Below are 23,455 nucleotides of genomic sequence, written 5' to 3' on the forward strand. Positions count from 1 at the left end.
GCTGCGACGTTGCTTGGTTATTGGCCAATAAACCAACGGTAGTAAGGGTTGGCATTGTCTTGTTGCAACACCGCCTGAATGTCCCGGCCCCAGGCAGTGCGGTCGCCGTCATAGGCATGCAAACTGGCGCGATAGAACTGCATCAGGCGTTGTTGTTCGCTGGCCAGGGTGCGGGAAAACGCCGGGGCGGCATTTAGTAACGGCGCCGGCACCCGTAAATCCAGCAATGCCGGGAGCACCCGGGCGATCTCCTTGCTGCGTACCCATGGTGCGTATTCGATGCGCGGCTGGTCGTCGGTAACCGGCAGTGCATTCCCGGCAAAGCGCTCCAGGCCTTGGCGATCGGTGACCCAAGTGGCCAGCAGGGTTGCTGCCGAATCAATGCCCACGTCACCTAACGCACTGCTGACGGTCGGTTGCTCAAAACGCTGGCGAATCCGTGTGGCATCCAGTTCGATGGGCTCCTTGGAGCCCACCAGCAGCATCTCGTGGAACTCGCTGGTCCACAGCGTCGCGTACGGGAACACGTCGAGGAAACTGCGTACCAGCGACCGCGAGTCCTCGATGTTTTGTGTCGGAAGCGGCAGCCATTGGGCCACCAGGCCGTTTTTCTCCAGGCGCCGGGCGGCCAGCTGGTAGAAGTCGCGGGAATACAAATTGACCACCCCAGCCGCCGACGGTGGTGGCGGTTCTAGGGTGATCAGGTCGTACGCCTGCGGGTTGCGCAGCAGCTCCTGGCGACCGTCCCGCAGGCGCACGTCGACGCCCGGATCAGTGGCGGCATTGAAGTTGCCCTTGAACAGCGGCGCCGCCTGGATCACCGACGGCAGCAACTCGGCGACCACACGGTGTTCCAGCCCGGGATAACGCAGCAAAGCCCCGGCGGTAATCCCGGTGCCAAAGCCGATCACCAGCGCCGAACGGGGCTCGCCGTTATGGATCAGCAGCGGCAACAGCGCCTGGATCCGCATGTAGCGTAGGGACGGCATCGCGTCGCCAGTGTTGGATACGCCCTGAATGTACAGGCGCTGAAAGCTGCGGGCGCCCTCGCCCTGGGTGACCACGGCGACAGTGGCGCCACGACCTTCCTGGTAAAACGCTAGGCTCGCATTACGTGCCCCGGGCAGCAGCTTGGCCAGGCGATCCACCGGGGTCAGCAGTGCCACCGCCAGTGACAGCAAGCCGAGGGCAACCACTGCCTGACGCCTGCCTTTCTTGACCCCGTGACCACGGCGCACGGCCATATAGCCCACGACACCGGCGATCACCGCGAGCAGGCCCAGGGTACGTACCAGCCCGAGCCAGGGAATCAGCACAAAACCACACAGTATCACCCCGATAATCCCGCCCAGGGTGTTGAACGCCACCACAGCGCCGACGTCCCTGCCCACATGCTCGCCGCCCACGCTCAATCGCAGGGCCAGGGGAAAGGCCGCGCCAAGCAACAGGGTTGGCACAAACACGATGCACAGAGCGGCCACCGCAAAACGCGCGCTCATGCCCGGCAGTTCGGCGCCGCCCAAGCTCAACACCAGGGCTTCGGCCTGGGTTTGCAGTAGTACCAGCCAGCGGCCCAGCAGGGCGATTTCCAGCAAGGCCACCAGCCCGGCACCGGCTATCAGCAGGCCGAACACGCCCCATGGGTCACGAATGCGTGCTACCCGGCGCGCCATCCACTGGCTGCCGATAAACAGCCCGGCCAGATAGGTGGCTAGTACGACGGCGAATGCATAGGTTCGGGTGCTCATGAATTGCACGATGGATTGCGACCACACCACCTCGTACCCCAGGGCCACGCCACCGGCGATGGCATACAGCACCAGCGCCAGGCGCGCCGGTTTGGCGGTGTGGGTGTGGGGCAGCGGCGCAGGTGTGTGATGCCGCACATACAACAGCGCACCTACGGCGGCCAGTAGGTTGAGCATCGCAGCCACCAGGGCACTGCCGCGTACGCCAAACGTGGCGATCAGCACAAAGGCGGTGAGCAAAGTACCGGCAATCGCACCTGCGGTGTTGGCGGCATACAAGCGGCCACCGGCTTGGCCCAGAGCCTTTGGGTCGATGTCCAGCGAGCGCACCAGCACCGGTAAGGTGCCGCCCATCAGCAGTGCCGGTATGCCTACCAGTACGAACGGCAGTACCCAGGCCAGCAGGCCGATCTGTTGTTCCAGCCAGGCAAACGGGCTGGCAGCCATGCTCAGGGCGACAGTGGCGCCCACGCCGAGCACGGCGACAAGAATTTCGAGGATTGCGTACAGCAGCAACGGTCGTGACAGGCGATCCGCCCAGCGTCCGAACAGCAAGCCACCCAACGCCAGCCCGGCAAAAAATGCGCTGATGCCGGTGGTGATGGCGTACACCTCCACACCCACGACCAGCGACAGTTGCTTGATCCACAGCACCTGGTACACCAGCGCGGCCATGCCGGAGATGAAGAGCAGCAAAGTGGGGATCAGGGTGGTGGAGGTGTGAGCCAGTGCAGCAGGTTTGCTGACGGTGCGTGACGACATTGCGTAGAGCCTTGTAGTAAATACAGATAAAAGTGTTGGGGGGAGCTGACTCCCTCCCAACAGATCCCGACTTTATTGCGCCGGGTTAGCCTTCATCTTCTCGGCAATCTTCGCATCCACGCCTGCGCGGATTTGATCGATGCTGAAGCTGGCCGGTTTCTGGCTCGGCGGGTACTCGATAAAGGTCTCGAGGAACTTCGCCGACTTGGTCACCGCCACTGCTACGAGATAGACGTTTTTGGTGGTCCAGTCGTAATACTGATCGGAGACTATGTCTGCGCGTTCATACGGGTCCATGCGCAAGTTCAGAATTTTCGGTACCCGTAGACACACGAATGGCTCGCTCCATACCTTGAAACCTCCGGGCGCGCGTTGTTCGCAGTACACGGCTTTCCAATTACCGAAGCGCGCGGACACCAGCACCCCGTCGTCGTTGAAGTAATAGAACTCGTCGCGCGCTCCTTTCGGTTGCTGGCCGGTCAGGTAAGGGAGCTGGTTGAAACCATCCAGATGCACCTTGAAGTTGTTGCCACCCGCAACCGGTGCCCATCCTTTGAGCAACTTGTCTTTGACCCCCGTGTCGCCCGCAGCCGCCAACAAGGTCGGGAACCAGTCCATACCTGAAAACATTTCGTTGGAAACCTCGGCAGGCTTGATTTTACCCGGCCAGCGGATCATCGCTGGCACGCGATAGGCGCCTTCCCAGTTGGAGTTTTTCTCATTCCGGAACGGCGTAGTTGCCGCGTCCGGCCAGGAGAACTGGTTCGGCCCGTTATCGGTGGTGTAAACCACAATGGTGTTATCGGCAATTTTCAAGTCGTCGAGGGTTTGTAGCAATTTGCCGACGTCGCCGTCGTGCTCAAGCATGCCATCGGCATACTCATTGCCAGGCATACCGCTCTGGCCCTTCATCGACTCGCGCACGTGCGTGAACAAGTGCATCCGCGTGGTGTTCATCCACACAAAGAACGGTTTGTTGGCTTCGGCCTGTTTTTTGATGAATGCCTGAGCGGCGGCGGTGGTTTCGTCGTCGATGGTCTCCATGCGTTTGGTGGTCAGGGCGCCGGTGTCTTCGATCTTGCCGTCGGCAAAGCTGTGGATCACGCCGCGTGGTGAGTTGGCCTTGACGAACTCAGCGTCGTCCTTAGGCCAATACGGACGCTCGGGCTCTTCTTCAGCATTGAGGTGATAGAGGTTGCCGAAAAACTCGTCAAAACCATGATTGGTCGGCAGGTATTCGTCTTTGTCACCGAGGTGGTTCTTGCCGAACTGGCCAGTCGCATACCCAAGTGATTTGAGTGCCTGAGCAATGGTGATATCACGTTTTTGCAAGCCAACGGAGGCACCTGGCGCGCCCACCTTCGACAAACCAGTGCGCAACGGCGTCTGGCCTGTAATGAAGGACGAGCGCCCGGCTGTGCAGCTGTTTTCCGCGTAATAATCGGTAAACATCATGCCTTCTTTGGCAATACGGTCGATGTTGGGCGTCTTGTAACCCACCACGCCCATGGAATAGGCGCTGATGTTGGTTTGCCCAATGTCATCGCCGAATATCACCAGGATATTCGGCTTATCGGCGGCCCAGGCTGATGCCGAGACCCCCATCACCGATACCGCCACCAGGGCGAGTTTCGGCAGCCACTTGCGTATGCGAGTCATCTGACTTGCTCCTTTCTCGGCTTGAGTCGCATTGCCTGCGACCAACGTTTATTACAGTCCATCGCGACGTCTTTTCTTATTGCACCTGCTTTTGCACAGCAGGCTCGAAAGGGTAGATACGGTTCCACTCGGTTGCCATGTCCACCACGTTCCAGCCTTTTGTCTTTGCTTCATCCAGCGCCTTGTCCAGGCGCCCGACCTGAGAATTGCGGTCATAGGCCCACTCGCGCTTGGCGTCGGTGTGGTGCACCAGGCCCATGAAGCGTTTGCCCGTGCCTGCGGCCGTCCACTGGAGCATTTGCAGGTCGCCGTCGGAGTTGCCGAAGGCCAGGATCGGCCGGCGACCAATGATCGAGTCGATGCTTTCCGGTTTGCCCGGCCCATCGTCGTTATGGGCGAGCTTGGCGGTGCGTAGCACCTGCGGAGCACCGTCCTTGAGCTGGAACGCGGTGACAAAGTTGGAGCCGATCACCTGCTCCGGCGGCACGCCGTAGACCACCTCGGCGAAGGCGCGCATGAAGGCGGTGTCGCCTCCGGAGACGATGTAGGTCTTGAATTGCTGGCTGCGCAGGTAGTCGAGCGTCTCCAGCATCGGCTGGTAGATCATCTCGGTGTAGGGCTTGCCGGTTTTCGGGTGACGGGCCTGGGTGAGCCAGGTTTTGGCGTTGTCGATAAACGCGTCGGTGGTGATGCCGGTGTGGGTTGCGCCGATGATTTTCAGCAGGCCTTCCATGCCGCTTTGGGCCAGAGCCTGATGATCGTTTTCGATCACGGCCTTGAACGGCTGGGTGGTTTTCCACTCGGGATGCTGGGGGGCCAGGCGCTTGATTTCGTCGAAGGCAAACAGCACCTCAAAGTAGGCTGGCTGTTCGGTCCATAGCGTGCCGTCGTTATCGAATACAGCGATGCGCTCAGCGGGTTTTACGTAGTCCTTGGAGCCTTCGGTAGTCACCGCTTGGACGAATTCAATGATGTGCTTTTTGCTTGGGCCTTCGTTCCACGAGGGCAGCGGATCGGCCGCCAAGGCAGGCAGGCTGAACAGCAGGAGAAGTGGCAAGACAGAACGGAGGGACGTCATGGGAAATCCTTTTCGCGACGGGGGTTCAGTGGTAGCAAGCGTAGTCGACGAAACAGCCAACGCAATGCCTCGCAGCCACGTCGCCACAGCGGCAGAATGCGTGGCCAAATGCCATGTACGAGGTATGCCGCCAGCACCAATAATACGAAGCCTGCGCTCCAGGCCAGCCCGTGCCGCGACAACTGCCAGCGGCTGTGCTGGCCGAGTTGCTTGAGGTCTTCGGCGATGGAAAACGTCGGGGTGTAGGCGTTAGCTGCTCGTGCCTCGATGTTGATCTCTGGCACTCGCGTTATTTGCAGGCGATGGTTGCGGCTGTCCCACCATTTCACGCTGATGGCGGGCAGTTGGAAATGACCGGCTTGCTCGACGCGATACACATGCCGGTCGATGCGTTGGCCTCCGCTGATGTTGCCGCGTCCGTCATCCAGATTGCTGATAACCGGTGACTGTGGGTAACAACGCAGGCCTATTACCTGTGCCTGGTCAGGCGGTGGCAAGGAAAGACCGGGTGTATTGTCAGCTTGCAGGGTGAGCGTACGGGTGAAGGTGTCGCCGATCTTGAGCGGTGTTGTGGAGACCGCCTGGGTCAGGCGCAAACCATCGGCCACCAACACAGTTTCTCCGGGTTCGAACCCCGGCGGCTGAGTGGCCTGGAATGACAGCGGTGCAGTTTGCGCACTCAAAAGTGCGCTTGCCTGACCGGGCTGGGACTGTACAGTCAGGGCCGGAATGTTAAAGGCCTGGGCCACGGCGGGCGTGATGCGGTAGCGGTAACGCATGCCATTGAAGGTCTTGCCCTCAATCACCTGGTTCACGTGCTCCGACTCACTGTCCGGTGCCTGCACCCTTGCGCCGGCCAGTTGCAGCGGCGGTAGGCTGGCGGCGGCGGTGAACCAGCTGTCGGTCAACACATCGACCTGCAATTGCACTTGCTCGCCCACCACCACGTTATTGCCGGGCACCAGTTGCGCTTGCACCCTAAGTTGCGGTTCGGCAGCCCACAACGGGCCTGCGATAACGAGCAACAGCCAGCAAAGCCTGTTCATGGCTGGTCTCCCTGATCTTGCAGGCTGAATTTGCGCCGCAAGAAGTTCGCCGGCGAAGTCGTCAGGTTCTGCAACCACAAGGCATCGTTGCTTGCCTGTTCAGTTTGGACCGCCTTGCTCTTGCCCTTGCCGGCGGCCTTGTCGAACTTGACCGCATCGGGCTTGACCTCCGGGGCATTGTCCGAGGCGTTTTCGGTGTCCTTTTTCAGCGCCAACGCCAGGGCCAAGTTGGCACTCGCTTCGGGGAACTGCGGCTGTTGTTGCAGCGCCTGTTGATAGGCTGCGATGGCGTCGTCGAACTTGAAGCGGCGTACGTGGATATTGCCCCGGTAAAACGCAGCTTGCGCGGTGTCGAGTTGGGCAAAAGTCGCCATGGCCAGGTCGTAGTCAGCAGCGTTGTAGGCGGCGATACCTTTCCAGTACGGGTCGACAAACAGCGCTGCAGCGTCGGGATAGTGATGGTGTTCAAAGGCCCAGCGGCCTTGTTGGTCGCGGGTGAAGAACGCGTCGGTCAAGGCATTGGCTTCGGCGGGCGCAGGCTGCAGGAACACCCCCAGCACTAGCACTGCCATCCAGTTCAGGCTCCAGCCCCGGCGCACACTGAAAAACGCCAACAGCAATAGCGGCCAACACAGCCAGTAACCAGCGTCTTTCCATTGCAGGTTGCGCTGTTGTTCATCGGCGTTCTGGAAATGCTGTTGGGCGTGCAGTTCGACCCAGTCCAAGTCGTCATCGTTGAGGGTAAGGCTGCCCAACGGCGCATCGGTGGCGGAGGCCAGTTGCTTCAAGGCGCCGGCATCGAAGGTCACGCCAACCGCCAGTACCAGTACCTGCAATGGGCTGTCCGCCAGGTGTTGTTTGAGCTGCGGCAATTGCGCCAAGTCAGCGCCGTCGGTGATCAGCAACAGGCTACCCGGGGCCTTTTCGGCCGCCAGCAAACGCTTGGCCTGATCGATCACTCCGGCGACATCCCGCCCGGGCTTGCTGATCAGGTCCGTAGCGAGCGCCTGGATAAAGCTATCCAGCAGCGCCGGGTCGTCAGTCGGCGGCAATACCAGATGCGCGCTGCCGGCGTATACGATCAACGCGGTTCGTGCACCCTGACGGCGCTGCACCAGGTCTTGCAACTTGTGCTTTGCGGCTTGTAGCCGGGTGGGCGGCACGTCGGCGGTGTCCATGGACGTTGAAAGGTCGAGGGCGATGATCAGCGGCGCGCGATTTTCCAGGAAGTCGGGACGGTCCTGTTCCCAAGTAGGCCCGGCACTGGCCAGTGCGCCGAGAATCAGCAGTGAGCTGACCAGATGGACTGGGCGCAGACGATGAGGGTCTGTGGGTGTCAGCAGTAAATGCGGTAACAGGTGCGGTGCGATATTGCCCCGCAGGCGTCGTTGCAGGTCCTTGCTGCGGCGCCACAGCAGCGGCAGCAACAGGCCAAGCAACGCCAGCAGCAGCCAGGCCGGGCGCAGGAAGTGGAAGTCACTGAGGTTGAACGCCATCGCGGACCTCCCGATGGCGCAGTCCCAGGTGTGGCCACAACGCGGCGATCAGGTGATACAGCGAGAGTAGCCCGATGGCCGCCGCCAGTGGCATCCAGAACAGGTCACGTTTGGGCTGGTGACTCAGGGTTTTCACCTGGTGAGGGGTGATCTTGTCCAGGGTGGCGTAGACCTGGTCCAGGGTGTCGCGGTTTTCGGCACGGAAATACCGCCCGCCGGTGGCTTCGGCAATCTGTTGCAGGGCGCTCAGGTTGACCTTGGACTCACCTGAAGCGCCCGGATCGCCAATGCCGATCGTATGAATTTCCACACCCTTGGCCGCCGCCATCGACGCCGCGTGGTCGGGCGGGATCGCGCTACTGGTGTCATTGCCGTCGGTGAGCAGGATCAGCACTTTCTCTTGCTCATGGGCCTGGTCCAGCAGCTTCAGGCTCAGGCCGATTGCATCGCCAATCGCGGTGTTGGGCCCGGCCATGCCGATGCCGCTGTCATCCAGCAGCAGCGACAGGCTGGCGTGGTCCAGGGTCAGCGGTGCCTGGGGGTAGGCGCCGCTGCCAAACAGGATCAGGCCGATGCGGTCATCGATGCGGCGCTGGATGAAGCCGTGCACCACTTGCTTGACCGCCGCCAGCCGGTCGATTTTCTGACCGTTGGCGTCGGTAAAGTCTTGGGTTTCCATGGACTGCGAGATGTCGATGGCCAGCATCAAGTCACGTACCGGCTGTCGGCGTTCGATGGGTTTTTCGATCCATACCGGACGGGCCGTGGCCAGCACCAGCAAGGTCCAGACCAGCAGGTTGAGCAGCAATTGCAGGCGATTGCTGCGAATGCCGCTGGCTGACGGCGTCTGGCCCACGGCCCGACTGAGGCTAGCAAAAAAGGGGACGCGCACGGCGCTGCGGGCTTCGCGGTATTCCGGCAGGTAACGGAAGGCGAGCCACGGCAGCGGCAGCAGGAGCAACAGCCAGGGGTAATCAAGCTGCCACATGGTGATGCTCCACCCAGGCTTTGCACTGGGCCAACAGCTCTTCACGCTGTGCACTGGACACATCAGCGGAGCCATACGCCAGGCTCGCCAGTTGACGGCTGAAATCCTCCTGCACAGGCGCACCACCATGGCGCTGCAGGAACGCCTGCCAGTCGGTACCACTCAAGGTCGGGACACGTTGATGCTCTTCAGGCGCAAGCGGCATCGACAGGGCCACGCGTTTGAGCAGTTCCGGCAATTCCCGCAGGTCTTCAATCACTTTAAGACGCGCCAGTGCTTCACGGCGATAGGCATTGCGCCGCCAGCGCAGCCAGGCGCGGATGCCCAGCACCAGCAGGGCAATCGCGAGCAACCCTAGCAGCATCCACCAGCCCCAGGTATGCGGCCAGTAACTGACTGGCGCAGGCAAACCCATCTCCTTGAGTTGTTCGATACTTGGCACATTGGGGTTCATCGCCGGGCTCCATTGCGTCGGCCCAATTCATCGCGCAGTTGGTCAATGGCAAGCAGCGCGGTGCTGATCATCAACAGCGGCACCTGGCTGCGGCGCAGCAGGCTGGCGACGTCCTTGAGCCGACCACCGAGAAAGTCGCCCAAGGGCTGGCGTACCTGGCGTTTCTGTACGGCCAACTCGACCTGCAATTGGCCTTGGGTGACCATCAGGTGCCCGGTGTCGGGCACGTTCAGCGCCAATGGGTCGTAGACTTGCAGGGCGATCACATCGTTGTGGGCCGACAGTTGCCGCATCAATTGCAGGGTGCGGTCATCGGCGCCGGCGAAGTCACTGACGATGCAGATCAGGTGATCATGCCCGGCCAGAGTCAGGCATTGTTGCAGCACCTTGTTGAGTTTGCCGTCGGCCTCATGGTCCGAGTTACTGGCACTCAGCGCGGTGTTCTGCTCGACGATCCGGCTGCACAGCGTTTCGACCCGTTTGCGGCTGCGCAACGGTGCCACACTGTCGATGCGCTCATCGTTGAATACCAGGCCGCCGACCCGGTCACCGGCGTTGAACACCATCCACGCCGCCAACGCACCCAACTCAGCTGCGACGGTTGATTTGAAGCTGCGCACCGAGCCAAAAAACATCGACATGCGCTGGTCGACCACGATAAGCGCCGGTCGGTCGCGCTCCTCCGTAAAGGTTCGGACCACCGGTTTTCCGGTGCGCAGCGAGGCGCGCCAGTCCAGATGACGTAGATCATCGCCGGGCTGGTAGCGACGCAGTTCGTCGAAGTTCAAGCCGCGCCCACGCAACCTCGAGGCATGGTTGCCGGCAAGGATGCTGCCTTGGGGCTGGCGCGCGACAAAACTCAGGCCACGGGTCTGGAACTGCAAGGCCATCAACTGGCCGAGGGACACGTAGACCAGGCCGTCGGCGTTCATGCCGGAATCGCCACTTTGTCCAGCACGCGGTCCAGCACCTGATCGACGGTTACGCCATCTGCCACCGCGTCGTAGCTCAATTGCAGGCGATGGCGCAGCACCGGATGCGCCACTGTGCGCACGTTGTCCGGGGTGACGAAGGCCTGGCCTTGCAGCCAGGCATCGGCGCGGGCGGCGCGGTCCAGGCCGATGCCGCCACGGGGGCTGGCGCCGAGGCTGATCCAGCGCGCCAGATCGGCGTCGTAATCGGCGGGATGGCGAGTGGCGTTGATCAGGTCGATCAGGTAGCGGTCGATGGCGGGGGACACCTGGATCGCGCTGACCTCCTTGCGGGCAGCGAAGATCACCTCGGGCGAGAGGGTGAAGCCCTGGGTCGTCGCCGTGGCGACGTGTTGTTCTTCTTCGCGCAGCAGGCGCAGCACCTGGCTTTCGTTTTCGGCGCTGGGGTAATCCAGCAGGACCTTCATCAGGAACCGATCCATCTGTGCTTCGGGCAGTGGGTAGGTGCCTTCCTGTTCGATGGGGTTTTGGGTGGCGACCACGATAAACAGCTCGGGCAGCGGATGGCTGGCGCCGGCCACAGTGATCTGGCGTTCCTCCATGGCTTCGAGCAGGGCGGCCTGGACTTTGGCCGGGGCACGGTTGATTTCATCGGCAAGAATCAGGTTGCCGAACAAGGGGCCCGGCTGGAAGCGGATCTGGTTCTGGCCGTCCACTTGGTGCAGCACCTCGGCGCCGGTGATGTCTGAGGGCAACAGGTCGGGGGTGAACTGGATACGGCTCATCTTCGCATCCAGGTGCCGGGCCAGGGCCTTGACGGTGCGGGTCTTGGCCAGCCCTGGCAGGCTTTCCAGCAGCAAGTGACCGTTGGCCAGCAGGCCGATCAGGATCTGCCGGATCACTTGGTCCTGGCCGAGTACGCTTTCAGCGATGCTGGCTTGCAGGGCGGTTAAATCTTCGAGCGCTGTCATCACAATCATCCTTGAAACGGTGGGTCACCAGGGCGCGGCGACCACGATGTACTGCACGGAGCTGCCGACGTATTGCGGCTGGTACCACGTGGACCCGCAGTGCTGGTAAGCCACGCCATTGGCGATCACCGAGACGCAATCCACCGGAACCGTGGCAACGCGGGTGCCGATGGCGAGGATGGTCGCCGTGGTCGCGCCGATCACGGCGGCGGTGGCCCACGGGTGGTACCAGTCATCCCCGTGGGGTGGCGGAGGTGGTGGCGGTGGTGGCGGCATCGGGTAAGGATGCGGCCCCGGTTGTGGCCCGGGTCCCGGATAGGGATGTGGGCCAGGTTCTGGATGTGGTCCCGGTCCTGGATACGGATGTGGACTTGGCTCGGGGTGCGGACCTGGCTGAGGATGGGGCTGCGGATGCGGCTCCGGGTGTGGGGGCATCGGCCGGGGCGCGGGCATCGGGTGCGGTGCAGGCATCGGCGGCCGGTAACCGCCGCCGCCATGGGGCACCACAAACGTCCTCGCGCCGCCACCGCCCCGCAGTTGCCACGCTTGGGCGGCCAACGGGTCGAACAGCGTCAGCAGCAAACTCGCGGTCAGCACCGCCGCTGTGCTTTTCATGGCTGTTCTCCCTGAGGCTCCAACTGTTGCAGGGGGACCGCACGGGCGCCGGCCGGTGGGGTGAATTCAAAGTCGGCAGGCTTGGCCGGCCTGTTGAGCTGCCACTGGTAATTGACGGTGTGCCGCGGATGTTCGGCGGTGTCGCGGCGGCTGATCACCAGTCGGCACGGCAGCGGCTGCGAGCCTTGGCGAATCCACAACTGCCAGTCGATGTCCGGCTGGCGGTAGGCGTAATGAGTGCAGGCCTGGCCGTCGATGGTTTCGCTGCCGATCAGCACGGCGTTGCTGATGCCCACCTCCTTGGCGGTGCCGGGATTCCAGCGGAATAGGTCCGACAGGGGCAACTCGATGCCGTAGCGTTCGCTCAACTGATCAAGCAGCGCGCCGATGTTTGCTGGGGCCGCCTGGTTGGCGAAATAGCCGCTGCGGCTGTCGTACAGCGTGAAACTCTTGCCGTTGTAGAACAGACTGCGGCGCGAACCGTCGCTTTCCACCGAGACTTGCAGTTTGTCCGGCTGCATCGCCGCGAGACGGGTCTGGTGGCTGAATTCGATGGTCTGACCGTTATCCAGCACCTGGTCGGTATGGCTGTGGGCGTCGATGCGAAACTGCTGCAGGCTGCGCAGGTAGCCGCCCATCTGCTCCAGGGCTGTCACGGCCTTGGGTTCAAGTTCGTCGGCCCAGGCCGCAGTATGGGCACCGAATATCAGTCCGATCAACAAAACGCGTGTGCAATGAAAACTGCGCATGGCGCACCTCGTTCAAAGCATGAGGATATTGTTAAGGCTCACGCCAACGCTGCCGAGCAAGCCGGCGCACAGGGACGCACAAACGCGCGTGTTCACCAGACGTACTGCAGGCGGAAGGTCCAGGTGTTCACGTCGGGTGAGCCGGTGCGCTCGGAAACAGTGTCGGAGTAGGCAAGCAGCCCCCCGAACTGCGGCGTCAGCATAAAGCCAAGGCTGGTGCCCAGCAGGCCGTTTTCCTGCTTGTTGTCCTGCCAGTCGCCGTCGATCCTGCTTTCGCCGCCACGATTGTAGGTAGCGTCCAGCGAGACCCAGAGTGCGCGGTTGATGGTGTAGCTGTAGTGGCCTTCAATGGCATACAGGGGCTTTTGTTCCAGCTTGCTGTCGCCGTGGTAATCCTTGTTGTCGCCGAACAACGACACGTAGGTGTTGATTTCCAGCCAGGTTGGGCCAATGGGAGTACCAAAGCCGATTTCTGGCTTGAACACCCAGCGATTGGAGCCGATGTTGATGATGCGGTCCTTGTCGTAATCGCCGGTAGGCATCGTCAGCCAGACGGCGCCGGTGAGGAATGTCTCGGGCGTCCAGTTGGCAAATTCCGCGGCGGTCAAGGCGGGACCGCCGAAGAAGTTGTGGGCAAACACGACCTGGGTATCACCCATACCGCCGTTGTGCTTGGTGCCGCTGAAGAATTGCGCGTTGTCGAACGACGCCGAAATATCGGCGTAGGGTTGGATGAACTGGATCGCGCTGTTTCGCCCGTCAATGCCAAATGAACGGGCGTAACGAAACAGATAGAGATCGGCATTCAACGACAGGCCGGTGATCGGCAGCGAGGTGTCGATCGGTGTGTTGGTATCCAGCCGGTTGTAGTAGCCGAAGACCATGTTCAGATCCGTCGGGGTGTTTTGCCAATCCCTGGCATTGTCGGCAGACCCTATCCCAGGCATCAGTGCCAGCGTGGCAGCGGTAATCGCACTCAGTTGACGACGTGAAACCATGGCTCTACTCCTTGTAAATACCTGATGTCAGGTGTGCTATGTGATCAGGCGCTATTTGATCGGTGTGAGCGGTGGTAGCTTCCATTGCCCGCTACCTACTTCAGGCTTAGGCAGGTAAATGCGCAATATGGCGTAGAACGGACCGGGTGGTGCTGGCAGCCAATTGCTTTGTTCGGCTTTCGGTGGCTCGTGGTGCGCGACCAGCAGCGTGAGGCCGCCATCCGCGTCGAGCTTGAAGTTGGGTAACATCCGCGAATTGAGCAGGTAGCGTTTCTTCAGGTTGGGCACCAGCAGCTTGGTCTTGGCGTCGTACATGGTCAGTGACCAGAACGCGTCGGCGGGTGGCAACTGATCCTTGGCGAAGTGCAGGGTGTAACTGTGACGTGCACCGTTGACCGGTTTGCCTTCACTGTCGACGAAATAACCGAGGTAGGCAGCTTCATCGGTGGAGTTGCCGAAAATGCCCATGTTGGCGCCAGCGTAGCGGTATAGGTAATTGTTCTGCAGGTGATCGCGGCTGCCGAACAATTCACCGCTCGGCACCTGATGGGTGTCGACCTTGTCTTTCTTGAACGCGGCAAACTCGGCCTTGCCGTCGGCAATCCCATCTTCCAGGGCTTTGCGTTGCTCAACCGTCAGGGCCTTGAGGTCAAACGGTTTGCCCGCCTTGACGCCGATCTTGGCAAAACGCGCCAGCACGTCTTTCTCACTGTCCTGAGGGGCTGCGTAACCCAGCATGAAGTTCAGGTAGCGGAACAAGTGGATGCTGTCGCTCATATTGGGTGTTGGCCTGGGCCAGGCAATCCTCGGCGGCTTAGTGGGTTTTGGTTGGTTCACATAGTGGCTGAGGGTCTGGACTTTGTAGCCGCTTTGGACCAGCTTGACCTTGCCCAGGTCCTTGTCATCGAACAATTGCGTGCGGTACAGCGCGTAGGCGATGTTGCTTTCGCTGTGCACCACACGGTCTATCTCGCTGGGCTGCTGACCTGTCCAGTTGGGACCGGCGATCAGGTAGTGGCCACCGTTGTTGCCAGTGCTGCGGGTACCCAGGTAGCCGAAGTTCTGCGTGTAGAGGTCGATCAACTGCACCGAGTAGTAGCGGTTATCCTCAATCTTCGGCAGAGTCAGCACCACCGGCTCGGCGCGCAGGTCCAGCCAGACGAAGGAGTAGGGCGTGTCGGAGTTCGGCGTGACGAATGCAGTGTCTTTCGGCGTGAACACCTGCGCGGTATTGCCGATATGGTTGAACGGCGCCTTGAAGTTCGGTCCGGTCTTGTCGACGGCCTGGGTGTAGAGGGTCTTGTACATCTCTACCACCGGGAAGCCATAGAGGTAGGCTTCCTTGGCGATGGCCCGGGCTTCACTCGGGGTTGCGGTGAAGTCGGCCCAGGTGCAGGTACTCATGAGAATCGAGAGGCTCGCCAACAGCAGTCGCGTCGGTGTTCGAATCATGTTGTTGCGTCCTTACTGAATCAGGCTGATGTCATCGAGTTTCCAGCTTTTATCGAAGTAGGCCTCGGTGGGGGCATACAGTCGGAAATAGCTGAACCAGTGTTTGCCGGGCAGGGTTTGCACCCAGTTGCTCTCGAAGTCTTTTGGCGCGTGAGGGCCAAAGTAGAGATCTACCGATCCGTCGGCATTTTTCTTCAGGTCCTGGCGTGACGACAGGTCCGCTTTACGCTGCGGGTTGTCGATCAGGCACCGGCTAGCAATGTCATACACGGTCAATGACCAGAACTGTTTGGCCGGTGGGTTGGCTGGCACGTGCAGCGTGTAGGACTGGCCGCCGTCGAGCCATTGGCCCTTGTTGTCGGTATAGGCGCCCAGATAAGTCTGGCCCAGGCCCGGGGTCTTGGAGACCATGCCCTTGGTGTTGGTCACCGCCTCATAGAACCAGGCGCTGCGTTCCCAGAGCTGATCGTAGTAAGCCACTCGCTGGGAAGGCTCAGTAATGTTTAGCACTGTGTCCCATTGCCGGTCTTTCCAGTACTGGGCCTGGGGGAAACGCTTGGCGAATGCGTTGGCCTTGGCGATCAACTCGCCCATCTGCGCACCTTGCTCCAGCGCCTGGCGCTGTTGATCATTGGGGTTGAACGGTTTGTCCTTTTCGATACCCAGGCTGGAGAGCATCGCCATATAGAAGCGGTCACGTTCGTTGACCGGCTCCTTCTGGATAATTCCGTGCAGACGCTCCCAATAGGCCATGCCCTGTGGCTGGGTGCCGTACCAGGGTTTGCCGCCAGGGGAGAGCAAGCGGGTTTTGGCCGGGTTAGCGCGTTGGGCGTAGGGGTACATCTTGAATTGCTCAACCAATGCCTTGCCCTTGGCCGGGTCCGGATCCAGTACGCGAAAGCCCACCAACACATTCATGGTTTCTGACTTGGCTACGTAATACTTGCCGGCATCGGCGGGTGGCTGCTGGCCTGGAGGCAGTACCAGGTACTTGCCGCCTTTGCCCTGGTCGGGGCCGGTCTGGCCCATATCGATGATCGCCCGTTGCCAGAAGTCGCCAATGCCGCCGGCTGTTGGGCCCGGCGGTAGCTCGATCACTAGCGGGCCGGTCTCGTTGAGGTCAACAAAGCCGAGAATGTAAGGCGTGGTGGCGTTGGCAGTGATAACACCGAGCTTGTCTTCGTAGGTGGTCAGCACCATCAGGTCACCGCTGCGCGCGCCAAGCTTGGTGCTGAATTCATCCTGCCATTGGGCGTAGGACACCAGCGGCAAGGCCCAGAGAAAACTCTGGGTGGCCTGCTGGAAATCCAGCTCGCCATACAGTTTGGCGATGTCGCTATGGGCGGGCAGCTCACCGTCCATGCTGATCGGGCCGATGCGCGTATCCAGAGTCTGAGCCTGTATGCCGGCGGCCAGAGTGAATAGGCAGAAACCGGTACTACGAATCAGAGCGTGCATAAAACATCCTTGTGCCTCGCAGCAGCAGGTGATTGGTGTGGGCGTTGCTGTCGAAAAGTTTGGGGGTGTAGTAACCCTGCAAATTCGCGCCCGGCGCGAGGTTAAGAGGGTTGTTGCTCTTGTTGGCCTTCTCGGCGTTATCGGCGTAGGCCACAAACATCGGCACTACGGATGACACTAGCGCGAATGTAGGAATACAGAATGACCTGAACATGACAACTCCCCCAACTCCCTGGTGATGGACCTGATAGCGCGCTTTTGCAGGTTGACAGGCTGTCCTTATTCGCTATTTCTTGTAGGACATGTCGTTTGAAGCTAGCAGTAAAATCCCAACGCGCTAGGAGCTCGAAAGAATTAGTCGGTTTGTGCGGGGGTAATCGAAGGGATTTTAAGGGGTGGAAATAAGTTCAAGTGCGACAGTGCTTGGCGGCCCTGAATTGAAGTGAGGTCACGCCAGCATGGATTTTATTTTGTCGTGCAAATGATGAGTCGAGAAGGGAACTGTTGGACCTCAGGCTGGGGGCATCCTTTTCAAACCATCCAAAGCATGCCCTCAGATGTGCCCCCAGTGTAGCGATCCACTGGAAGTGAATGGAACTTCATGGTTTTGGAAAGGCAGAAATGATCAGCCGAACAGCCTGCCCGACGACGCCTAAAGACTCTCAGGGTCGCCAAAAAACATTTTGACTAGGCTCTAGAACGATATTTTCAGGCAGAAAAACATCAAATATGCCCCCAGTTTTGCCCCCAATTGCATCAGTTTTGCGAGTGATGGCGAATGGCGATTTCTTACATAGACCAAGATGGATTCGGATGGCTTTCAGTGTACCTTCATCTCAGATTGGACTGTTTGGCATCGATCATCGGTTGGTGAAGGCAGAGGGAGCGGCGCGTTTGAGCACTGCTTTTCGTGGTACACCTGAAATGATGTTCACTGATAGCATGTGGCCATTGAATAATCAGCGCTGATTTTCACATTCAATTTGGTGAACGCAATGGTCGATGCTACAGGGAAGTACTTAGACGTATATCAAAGCTGGCAGCAACACCTCTTCAACTTCAACCTGGCAGTCCGGGATACCAATACGCCGGGCTTGCGTAAGCCTCAGCTTGCCGCCCTATACGCTTCACTGGGCCACCTGGTGATGTCTCCGGCCACGACGGCAACGATCGTGATGCCAACGGGTACCGGCAAGACCGATACCATGCTTGGTCTGCTTATCGCAGGGCGGTTGGCAAGGACATTGGTGCTCGTCCCATCAGATGCCTTGCGTTCCCAGCTTGTCGAAAAATGCCTCGGGCTGAAAAAACTTCGGGAGATCGGTGCTGTTTCTGCCATAGCACTTAACCCTGTGGTTAGGGCGATCGGCTCAGGAATGTCGGCTGAAGATGTCCAACAGCTTGCCGAGGCGAATGTAATTGTCGCTACCCCGCAAGCATTGCAGCGATTCGACACAGAATCCCTCCAAGCCTTGGCTGAGCTCTGCAGCCACCTGATCATCGATGAAACCCATCATGTGGCAGCCATGACATGGGGGCGGGTGAAAACCGCGTTTAAAGAGAAGCCATGCCTGCAGTTCACTGCTACGCCTTTCAGGGAGGACAATCAGCCCCTTGAAGGCAAGATTATCTACAACTACCCGTTGAAGGATGCGCAGATCGATGGCTACTTCAAGTCGATCGAATTTCACCCAGTGCGCGAATACAACCTCGAGTTGGCTGACCAAGTGGTTGCTGATAAGGCGGTAGAGTTGTTGCGAGGCGATCGAGAGCAAGGCTTTAACCACCTACTGATGGTACGCGCACGATCGCAAAAACGTGCTGAAGCCCTGTTTGAGCTCTACAAAAAGCATGAGGACCTCTCACCCATTCTCATCCACAGCAAGGTGCCGAATCGGGTCAAGCTGCTGGGTGAAATTGTCGAGAAGAAATACAAGATCATCGTATGCGTGGACATGCTGGGCGAAGGCTTCGACCTGCCAGAGTTGAAAATCGCGGCTATTCACGACCAGCATCGCAGTCCGGCCGTCACACTACAGTTCATCGGTCGGCTAACCCGGGTTGATGACACGCTAGGCGACGCCAAATTCGTCTCAAACATAGCCAACCAGAAAGTCGACTACCAGATGGCAGTGCTTTACAAGGAAAGTGCCGACTGGAGCGCCGTGATTCGAGATGTGAGCCAAGACAAGATCGCCCGCGAAATCGAAAAAGAGACGTTCACTGAACAGTTCCCGGATGATGCCGACTCCGAGGAGATCTTCGGGTTGAACCCAAACCCCAAGATCAGTGCGATCGCCTACCATGTGGAGCGCGACCAGTGGCGGCCAGAGAAAGCGAATCACTTCTCCCAGAAGAAAGAACCGCTGCAGTTCCTTTCTATCAACGACGATTCAGACACCATCATCATGGTGACGCGACGAGAAACACCCGTCGGATGGGCTCAAACCTCGGCGATTGTGGACACGAACTGGATTCTGTACCTGGCGTACTACCACGCGCCCGACAAGACGCTCTTCATTCACTCCTCTGGTGATGAGTCGCAAGCGACGCGTTTTTTGAATTTGATTGCAAAGGATGCCAGGCGAATCAACGGCGAGCCTACCTTCCGAACCCTGCACGACATCAAGCTCATGAAGCTGCAGAACGTAGGGCTGTCCAGGACACGCAAGGATCTGAGATTCACGATGCACGTCGGGCGGGACATCAATACCGTCATCAGTGAAATCGAGAACGGCACGGCGAAAAAGTCCAACATCTTCGCAACGGGCTATGAAGATGGACATCGCACCACCGTTGGCTGCTCTCACAAAGGGAAGATCTGGGAGATGAACTCTTCCAGCATCATTTACTGGATTGAGTGGTGCAAACGTGCCTCGCAAAAACTCAACGATGCCTCGATCAACCCTTCTGAAGTGCTCAAGGATGTGATTCGCTCGGAGAAGATCGAAGGGGCTTGGCCAACGGGACTTTTCTATGCTGATTGGCCGGAGTCCATTGCGATCGAAAACGAGCAGAAAATTTCGCTAGCGTTCAACGGTGAGATTTTCAACCTGCTTGATGTCGAGCTTGGCAAACCTCGGCGAAGCGATGACCTGACACTAGAAGTGCCCCTCATCGCCATTGCAGTAGATGGCACGGAGCGTCTGTTGCCTGACATCACGATACGGTTACTGAACGACAGCTACAAAGTCTCCTGCCCTGGGGTCAAGATCATTTTCGCCGAAGAGAGCTCGTTCGAGCAGTACCTGGATATGAATCCTTTGGTCCTGCTAGCCGTGGACGGTTCGATGATCGAGGGCAATTACCGGTTCTACACACCCAATAGCTTGGACTTGAAGCTTCCCATAGCGCTGATTGAGGCTTGGGACTGGGGAACCACCCAGATCCACAGCGAGTCGATGAGGGCTACCCGTAACATGGACACCGTCCAAGGGTTCACCTACAGCCGTATTGAGGACGACTATGCATTCATTTTCAACGATGATGGCGCTGGTGAGATTGCGGATCTTGTGGCAATCAAAGAGAGCAAGGACGCAATCTTTGTCGACCTTTACCACTGCAAGTATTGCCCCCAAAAAGATCGGCCTGGTGCTCGTGTCTCCGATGTTTACGAGGTCTGCGGTCAGGCATCACGATCGGTGAAATGGCTGCACACCGAGGAAAAATTCTTCAATCGATTGATGGGGCGGTACCAGCAATCGTTGCCGAAAGGGTTCGACAGAATCCTCAAGGGTGACCCAATAGATTTGGAGCTGCTTCGCAACAAGTGCCACGACCACGAGATGATTTTCAGATTTGTGATCGTACAGCCTGCCATTTCAGCAGCGAAGATCTCCGCTGATCAGCTCGCTGTCCTCGGTACAAGTTATTCCTACATTAAAAATGTGTCTGGTTCAGATGTCAGGGTTATAACCAGTGTATAACGCGAGGGCGAACTCATAATCCCGATTGTCGTATCTAGGCGGGAGAAGCGTTAAATTTGCCGTTCGCCTTATATGCTATAGGCATACGGGCCTAGGCTCTGGCCAGAGCAATGTGTCGAAGCTTTCTTCCCTTATATTTTTTTGTTCTCATCTTGGTTCTCTTGGCTATGTATGAAGAATTTGCGCAACCCACCATGTATTTCTTTCGGAAGCATCACTATCTGTAAGGTTTTTTTTATGCGTGCTGATTTTACTGTGAGTGGCTACGAAAGATTTTGGGAGTCCCTCTCAAGTCTAGGCCCTTTTGCCAATGAGGCGGATGTCGAACATCGGTTGGTTGCTCCTTTGCTCGCCGCATTGGGTTACAAGACAGATGATATTCAGCCGAAAGTTCCGGTGTCTTTAATTAAGGGGACTAAGAAGGGGCGGTCGTTTGAAGCAGATATGGTTGTCTATGCGGGCTTGCCGAAAAATCGTGATACTTCTCTGTTGGTCATCGAAGCTAAATCGCCAAAAAAAACTCTGGAGGATGCCAAAGATCAAGCCGAATCATACGCGGTTGCGTTACGTACTCCTGTGTTACTTTTAACAAACGGAGTGGATCTGCAAGTTTGGCAACTTCAGCGTACCCATGAGAGCGCTCTAATATTTGAATACAATGTCATGCGTCTAGCTGAGCAACGTCCTCGGCTTGAACTCCTGTTATCTAGGCAATCGCTGATAAGACAGATCGAGGTGTTGGAAATCAAAAAAGTTTCCGCCGAGCTGAGTTTTAAAGATTACAAACTTGCAGAGCTGTCCAGGAATGAGCAGCGTGCCATTGCCCGAAGACTGGTAACGGAGCTTGGAGACGTGGTGCTGTCAACATCGATGATGGAGTCGTATAGTACGGGGGCGCTTATCATTGCACCTTCTGGGTACGGAAAAACTGTACTCTGTAAGCAACTTATGGAACAGGCAATAGAGAAAAGTTTTTATAATTTTGAACATGTCGGCGCTATTGACTTTCCGTTGTTCGAGTTTGCGCAATCGAATTGCGATGTGATGGACTTTATCTGTCAGCGCATCAAGGCGAAGCAAGCGCAAATATCGCTAGCCAGCGTTAGATCTTCCGTGCTGCGATTTGGTGTAACATTAGTTTGCGATGGTTACGAGTATGTGCCTTATTCCTTGCGTTCGTCTGTAGATTCTAAACTTCGCCTGTTCAAGCGCGACTATCCCGATTCCCAGATTTTCATCTTCTCTCGTTCTTCGATGCCAGTCCGGCTAGAACTTCCCTGCCTTTTGCTGGAAAAGCTGGACAGTCAGGAGCAAAAAAATATGGTCGTGGAAGCCATGGGGAAAGAGTTTCCAGTATTTGGGATGCCAAAATTCCTAACTGTATTAAGTGAAGTGCCTTTGTTACTGAGTCGTATAATAAATTTCTTTATGGTCAATAGCGCTTTTCCAAGTCGTTTGGAAGAGCTGTTTGAGCACTGGCTGACTCAGTTGAGTGAAGGCTTTACGAGTACGCCTACGACTAAGATTTATTTAAATGAAGCCATGCTTTTGATCGCAGATTCGAGTGTGAAGCGCCGATTAACTGCTATAGAAACTTATCACCGATGCCGGACTGGGTAGCGAGTGCTTTGACAACCTCCACAACGCTGGAATAATCGTGAGTACCGGTACTGGCGTAGGCTTTTTACATGACGCCCTAGGAGACTACCTTCATGCCCGAGCATTAGCGAAGAAACCTCAAGCAGAATTTCTTGAAAGTATTGATGCGTTGGATATTCAACCTGACTCATTATTGCCAGTCATGCTCATCTCGCTGGTGCTTGAGTCGGCTTCCCGCAAGCGTCTATGGGGAAAAATTGATGCTTTTCCCTTACGCCAATATATAAACGTGGCGCGAAGCTGTAAGGCCGCGGGTGATCCGGATCAGGATAATATTCAAGAGTTTTTGAATGAAGTGTTAAGTGGTGTCGATATCATGCAAGCTCGCTACTTTCCGGATATCAGTCACGAGCTCCGGTCTAGCCTTGCGTATGTGCATGTTCCGGTCGATGACGTTGCGATACATGGTGATATAGATTCAACGAGCTCTTCGAAGCTTTCATATAAAATCACGCCGTCAGATGGCTTGTGTTTGCGCGTAAAGCAGACCTCTCCAATTGATAATCGCATGGTTCATGATGTTGATCTGACGCGCTCACGTTTGAATATAAATGGGGGTAGATATGCTGCGGCACTAAACATAAAAGGTGCGCTTAACGAGATTGTCCGGCAACGAAATTTTCGAGGCGGAGTTTTACTGGCCAATGAGCGTTCACTTTCCCGGATACGTTATCTGACATCGCTCGGTTTTAGAGAATTCACTCCGGATGACTCGCTAGCTTATTTGCTGGACCAACTCCGACCCTTTGCGAACGAGGTTGTGCCGGCTCGTCAGCATAGTGATATTGCCTTTCCGATTAATTCATTGATAGATGATTTAAGGTGTCTTCAGGATGCAGGTCGTGAAATTATTGAGTGGTGGTGGCTACCGCACTGGGATAATGAGGATCAAATGTTTGAAAAGCCGGAGCTTGTGAAAGCTTATCTAGATTTTCATTTTTCACGAGCTGCTGATCTGTATATCGAAGTCGTGAATGCCAGCTTTGGGAGTGTGGCCAACGAATTTTCTTACCTGAACGCAATGCCTTTCCGAAGGGAGGCACTAGTGTCGGGAGGGGCGGGTGAACGGGCCATAAATTGGTACTGGGTCCCGGTGCAAAAAGTTGATGATTCTCGCACTATCTGCTGGTTCGAGCATGAGCTTCCTGATGGACTGTTTATGAATTCCACAAAAAGCAAGCACATAAGCACTGAGTTGTTGCGACTTAATCGTTCAGTGGGTGGGATCTATACCTCGGGGGGAGGAGGTGCTTTTCCCGCGCCCAATAAGTTTTATCAAGGAAGGCAATACAATTTCGAGTCACCCACCCTGAGCGAGGTGGCGGAGATGGTAAAAAGTGATATCAGCGGTCTTTTTTGGAATTTGCTTCACTGATTGGTATGTCGGCGTTCGCTGTCTTTATTGCCGCGTTTAGACTTTGAGTGTTTTTTACAGTTGTCGGTGAAGCGTAATGTTCTTGTAGC

At 57.6% G+C, this 23,455-nt stretch carries 17 protein-coding genes; 3 read left to right on the plus strand and 14 right to left on the minus strand.

Annotated elements, in window-relative coordinates; all coding sequences use genetic code 11:
* Positions 1 to 17 precede the first annotated feature (17 nt).
* The 14 genes from BLW22_RS13275 to BLW22_RS13340 form a co-directional block, all read right to left on the minus strand.
* Entirely contained in the window at positions 18 to 2,510 is a 2,493-nt protein-coding gene (locus tag BLW22_RS13275; protein WP_065946775.1) for a fused MFS/spermidine synthase, read from the minus strand.
* A 72-nt stretch (positions 2,511 to 2,582) separates the two neighbouring features.
* Positions 2,583 to 4,169, minus strand: coding sequence for an arylsulfatase (locus tag BLW22_RS13280; RefSeq protein ID WP_065946774.1), 1,587 nt, complete (start codon positions 4,167 to 4,169; stop codon positions 2,583 to 2,585).
* 76 nt (positions 4,170 to 4,245) lie between these two features.
* Positions 4,246 to 5,247 (minus strand): HAD family hydrolase, encoded by a 1,002-nt coding sequence (locus BLW22_RS13285; protein WP_074846727.1) that lies wholly within the window; start codon positions 5,245 to 5,247, stop codon positions 4,246 to 4,248.
* Entirely contained in the window at positions 5,244 to 6,293 is a 1,050-nt protein-coding gene (locus BLW22_RS13290; protein WP_074846729.1) for a BatD family protein, read from the minus strand. Before BLW22_RS13290 ends, BLW22_RS13285 begins: the two co-directional genes overlap by 4 nt.
* A complete protein-coding gene (locus tag BLW22_RS13295) occupies positions 6,290 to 7,789 on the minus strand; it encodes a vWA domain-containing protein (RefSeq protein WP_074846732.1) in 1,500 nt (499 codons plus the stop codon). Before BLW22_RS13295 ends, BLW22_RS13290 begins: the two co-directional genes overlap by 4 nt.
* Positions 7,770 to 8,777 (minus strand): vWA domain-containing protein, encoded by a 1,008-nt coding sequence (locus BLW22_RS13300; RefSeq protein ID WP_074846734.1) that lies wholly within the window; start codon positions 8,775 to 8,777, stop codon positions 7,770 to 7,772. The genes BLW22_RS13295 and BLW22_RS13300 overlap by 20 nt, the downstream gene beginning before the upstream one ends.
* Positions 8,764 to 9,231: a DUF4381 domain-containing protein gene (locus BLW22_RS13305; RefSeq protein ID WP_074846736.1), complete on the minus strand. Its 468-nt coding sequence runs from the start codon at positions 9,229 to 9,231 to the stop codon at positions 8,764 to 8,766. The genes BLW22_RS13300 and BLW22_RS13305 overlap by 14 nt, the downstream gene beginning before the upstream one ends.
* Positions 9,228 to 10,163 carry a DUF58 domain-containing protein gene (locus BLW22_RS13310; protein ID WP_074846739.1) on the minus strand — a complete coding sequence of 312 codons (936 nt, stop codon included), beginning with the start codon at positions 10,161 to 10,163 and terminating at the stop codon, positions 9,228 to 9,230. Before BLW22_RS13310 ends, BLW22_RS13305 begins: the two co-directional genes overlap by 4 nt.
* A complete protein-coding gene (locus tag BLW22_RS13315; RefSeq protein WP_074846741.1) occupies positions 10,160 to 11,134 on the minus strand; it encodes an AAA family ATPase in 975 nt (324 codons plus the stop codon). Before BLW22_RS13315 ends, BLW22_RS13310 begins: the two co-directional genes overlap by 4 nt.
* 24 nt (positions 11,135 to 11,158) lie before the next feature.
* On the minus strand, positions 11,159 to 11,749 hold the full coding sequence (locus BLW22_RS13320; RefSeq protein ID WP_074846743.1) for a hypothetical protein: 591 nt from the start codon (positions 11,747 to 11,749) through the stop codon (positions 11,159 to 11,161).
* Positions 11,746 to 12,498 carry a DUF2092 domain-containing protein gene (locus tag BLW22_RS13325; protein ID WP_065946765.1) on the minus strand — a complete coding sequence of 251 codons (753 nt, stop codon included), beginning with the start codon at positions 12,496 to 12,498 and terminating at the stop codon, positions 11,746 to 11,748. Before BLW22_RS13325 ends, BLW22_RS13320 begins: the two co-directional genes overlap by 4 nt.
* 92 nt (positions 12,499 to 12,590) lie before the next feature.
* Positions 12,591 to 13,496: a transporter gene (locus BLW22_RS13330; protein WP_065946764.1), complete on the minus strand. Its 906-nt coding sequence runs from the start codon at positions 13,494 to 13,496 to the stop codon at positions 12,591 to 12,593.
* Positions 13,497 to 13,547: 51 nt separating this feature from the next.
* On the minus strand, positions 13,548 to 14,948 hold the full coding sequence (locus BLW22_RS13335) for a DUF1254 domain-containing protein (RefSeq protein ID WP_065946763.1): 1,401 nt from the start codon (positions 14,946 to 14,948) through the stop codon (positions 13,548 to 13,550).
* Positions 14,949 to 14,960: 12 nt separating this feature from the next.
* Positions 14,961 to 16,406: a DUF1254 domain-containing protein gene (locus tag BLW22_RS13340; RefSeq protein WP_074846745.1), complete on the minus strand. Its 1,446-nt coding sequence runs from the start codon at positions 16,404 to 16,406 to the stop codon at positions 14,961 to 14,963.
* A gap of 995 nt (positions 16,407 to 17,401) precedes the next feature.
* On the opposite strand from BLW22_RS13340, the gene BLW22_RS13350 reads away from it, so the two are divergent.
* The 3 genes from BLW22_RS13350 (at position 17,402) to BLW22_RS34450 (ending at position 23,366) form a co-directional block, all read left to right on the plus strand.
* Positions 17,402 to 20,332 carry a DEAD/DEAH box helicase gene (locus BLW22_RS13350; RefSeq protein ID WP_074846749.1) on the plus strand — a complete coding sequence of 977 codons (2,931 nt, stop codon included), beginning with the start codon at positions 17,402 to 17,404 and terminating at the stop codon, positions 20,330 to 20,332.
* A gap of 237 nt (positions 20,333 to 20,569) precedes the next feature.
* Positions 20,570 to 21,952, plus strand: a complete 1,383-nt coding sequence (locus BLW22_RS13355) for a type I restriction enzyme HsdR N-terminal domain-containing protein (protein WP_074846751.1) — start codon at positions 20,570 to 20,572, stop codon at positions 21,950 to 21,952.
* Positions 21,953 to 21,989: 37 nt separating this feature from the next.
* The gene (locus BLW22_RS34450; protein WP_143045130.1) at positions 21,990 to 23,366 is read left to right on the plus strand and encodes a hypothetical protein; all 1,377 of its coding nucleotides are present in this window, start codon (positions 21,990 to 21,992) and stop codon (positions 23,364 to 23,366) included.
* The last annotated feature ends 89 nt before the right edge of the window (positions 23,367 to 23,455 follow it).

Source organism: Pseudomonas marginalis (genome assembly GCF_900105325.1).
GTDB lineage: Bacteria > Pseudomonadota > Gammaproteobacteria > Pseudomonadales > Pseudomonadaceae > Aquipseudomonas > Aquipseudomonas marginalis.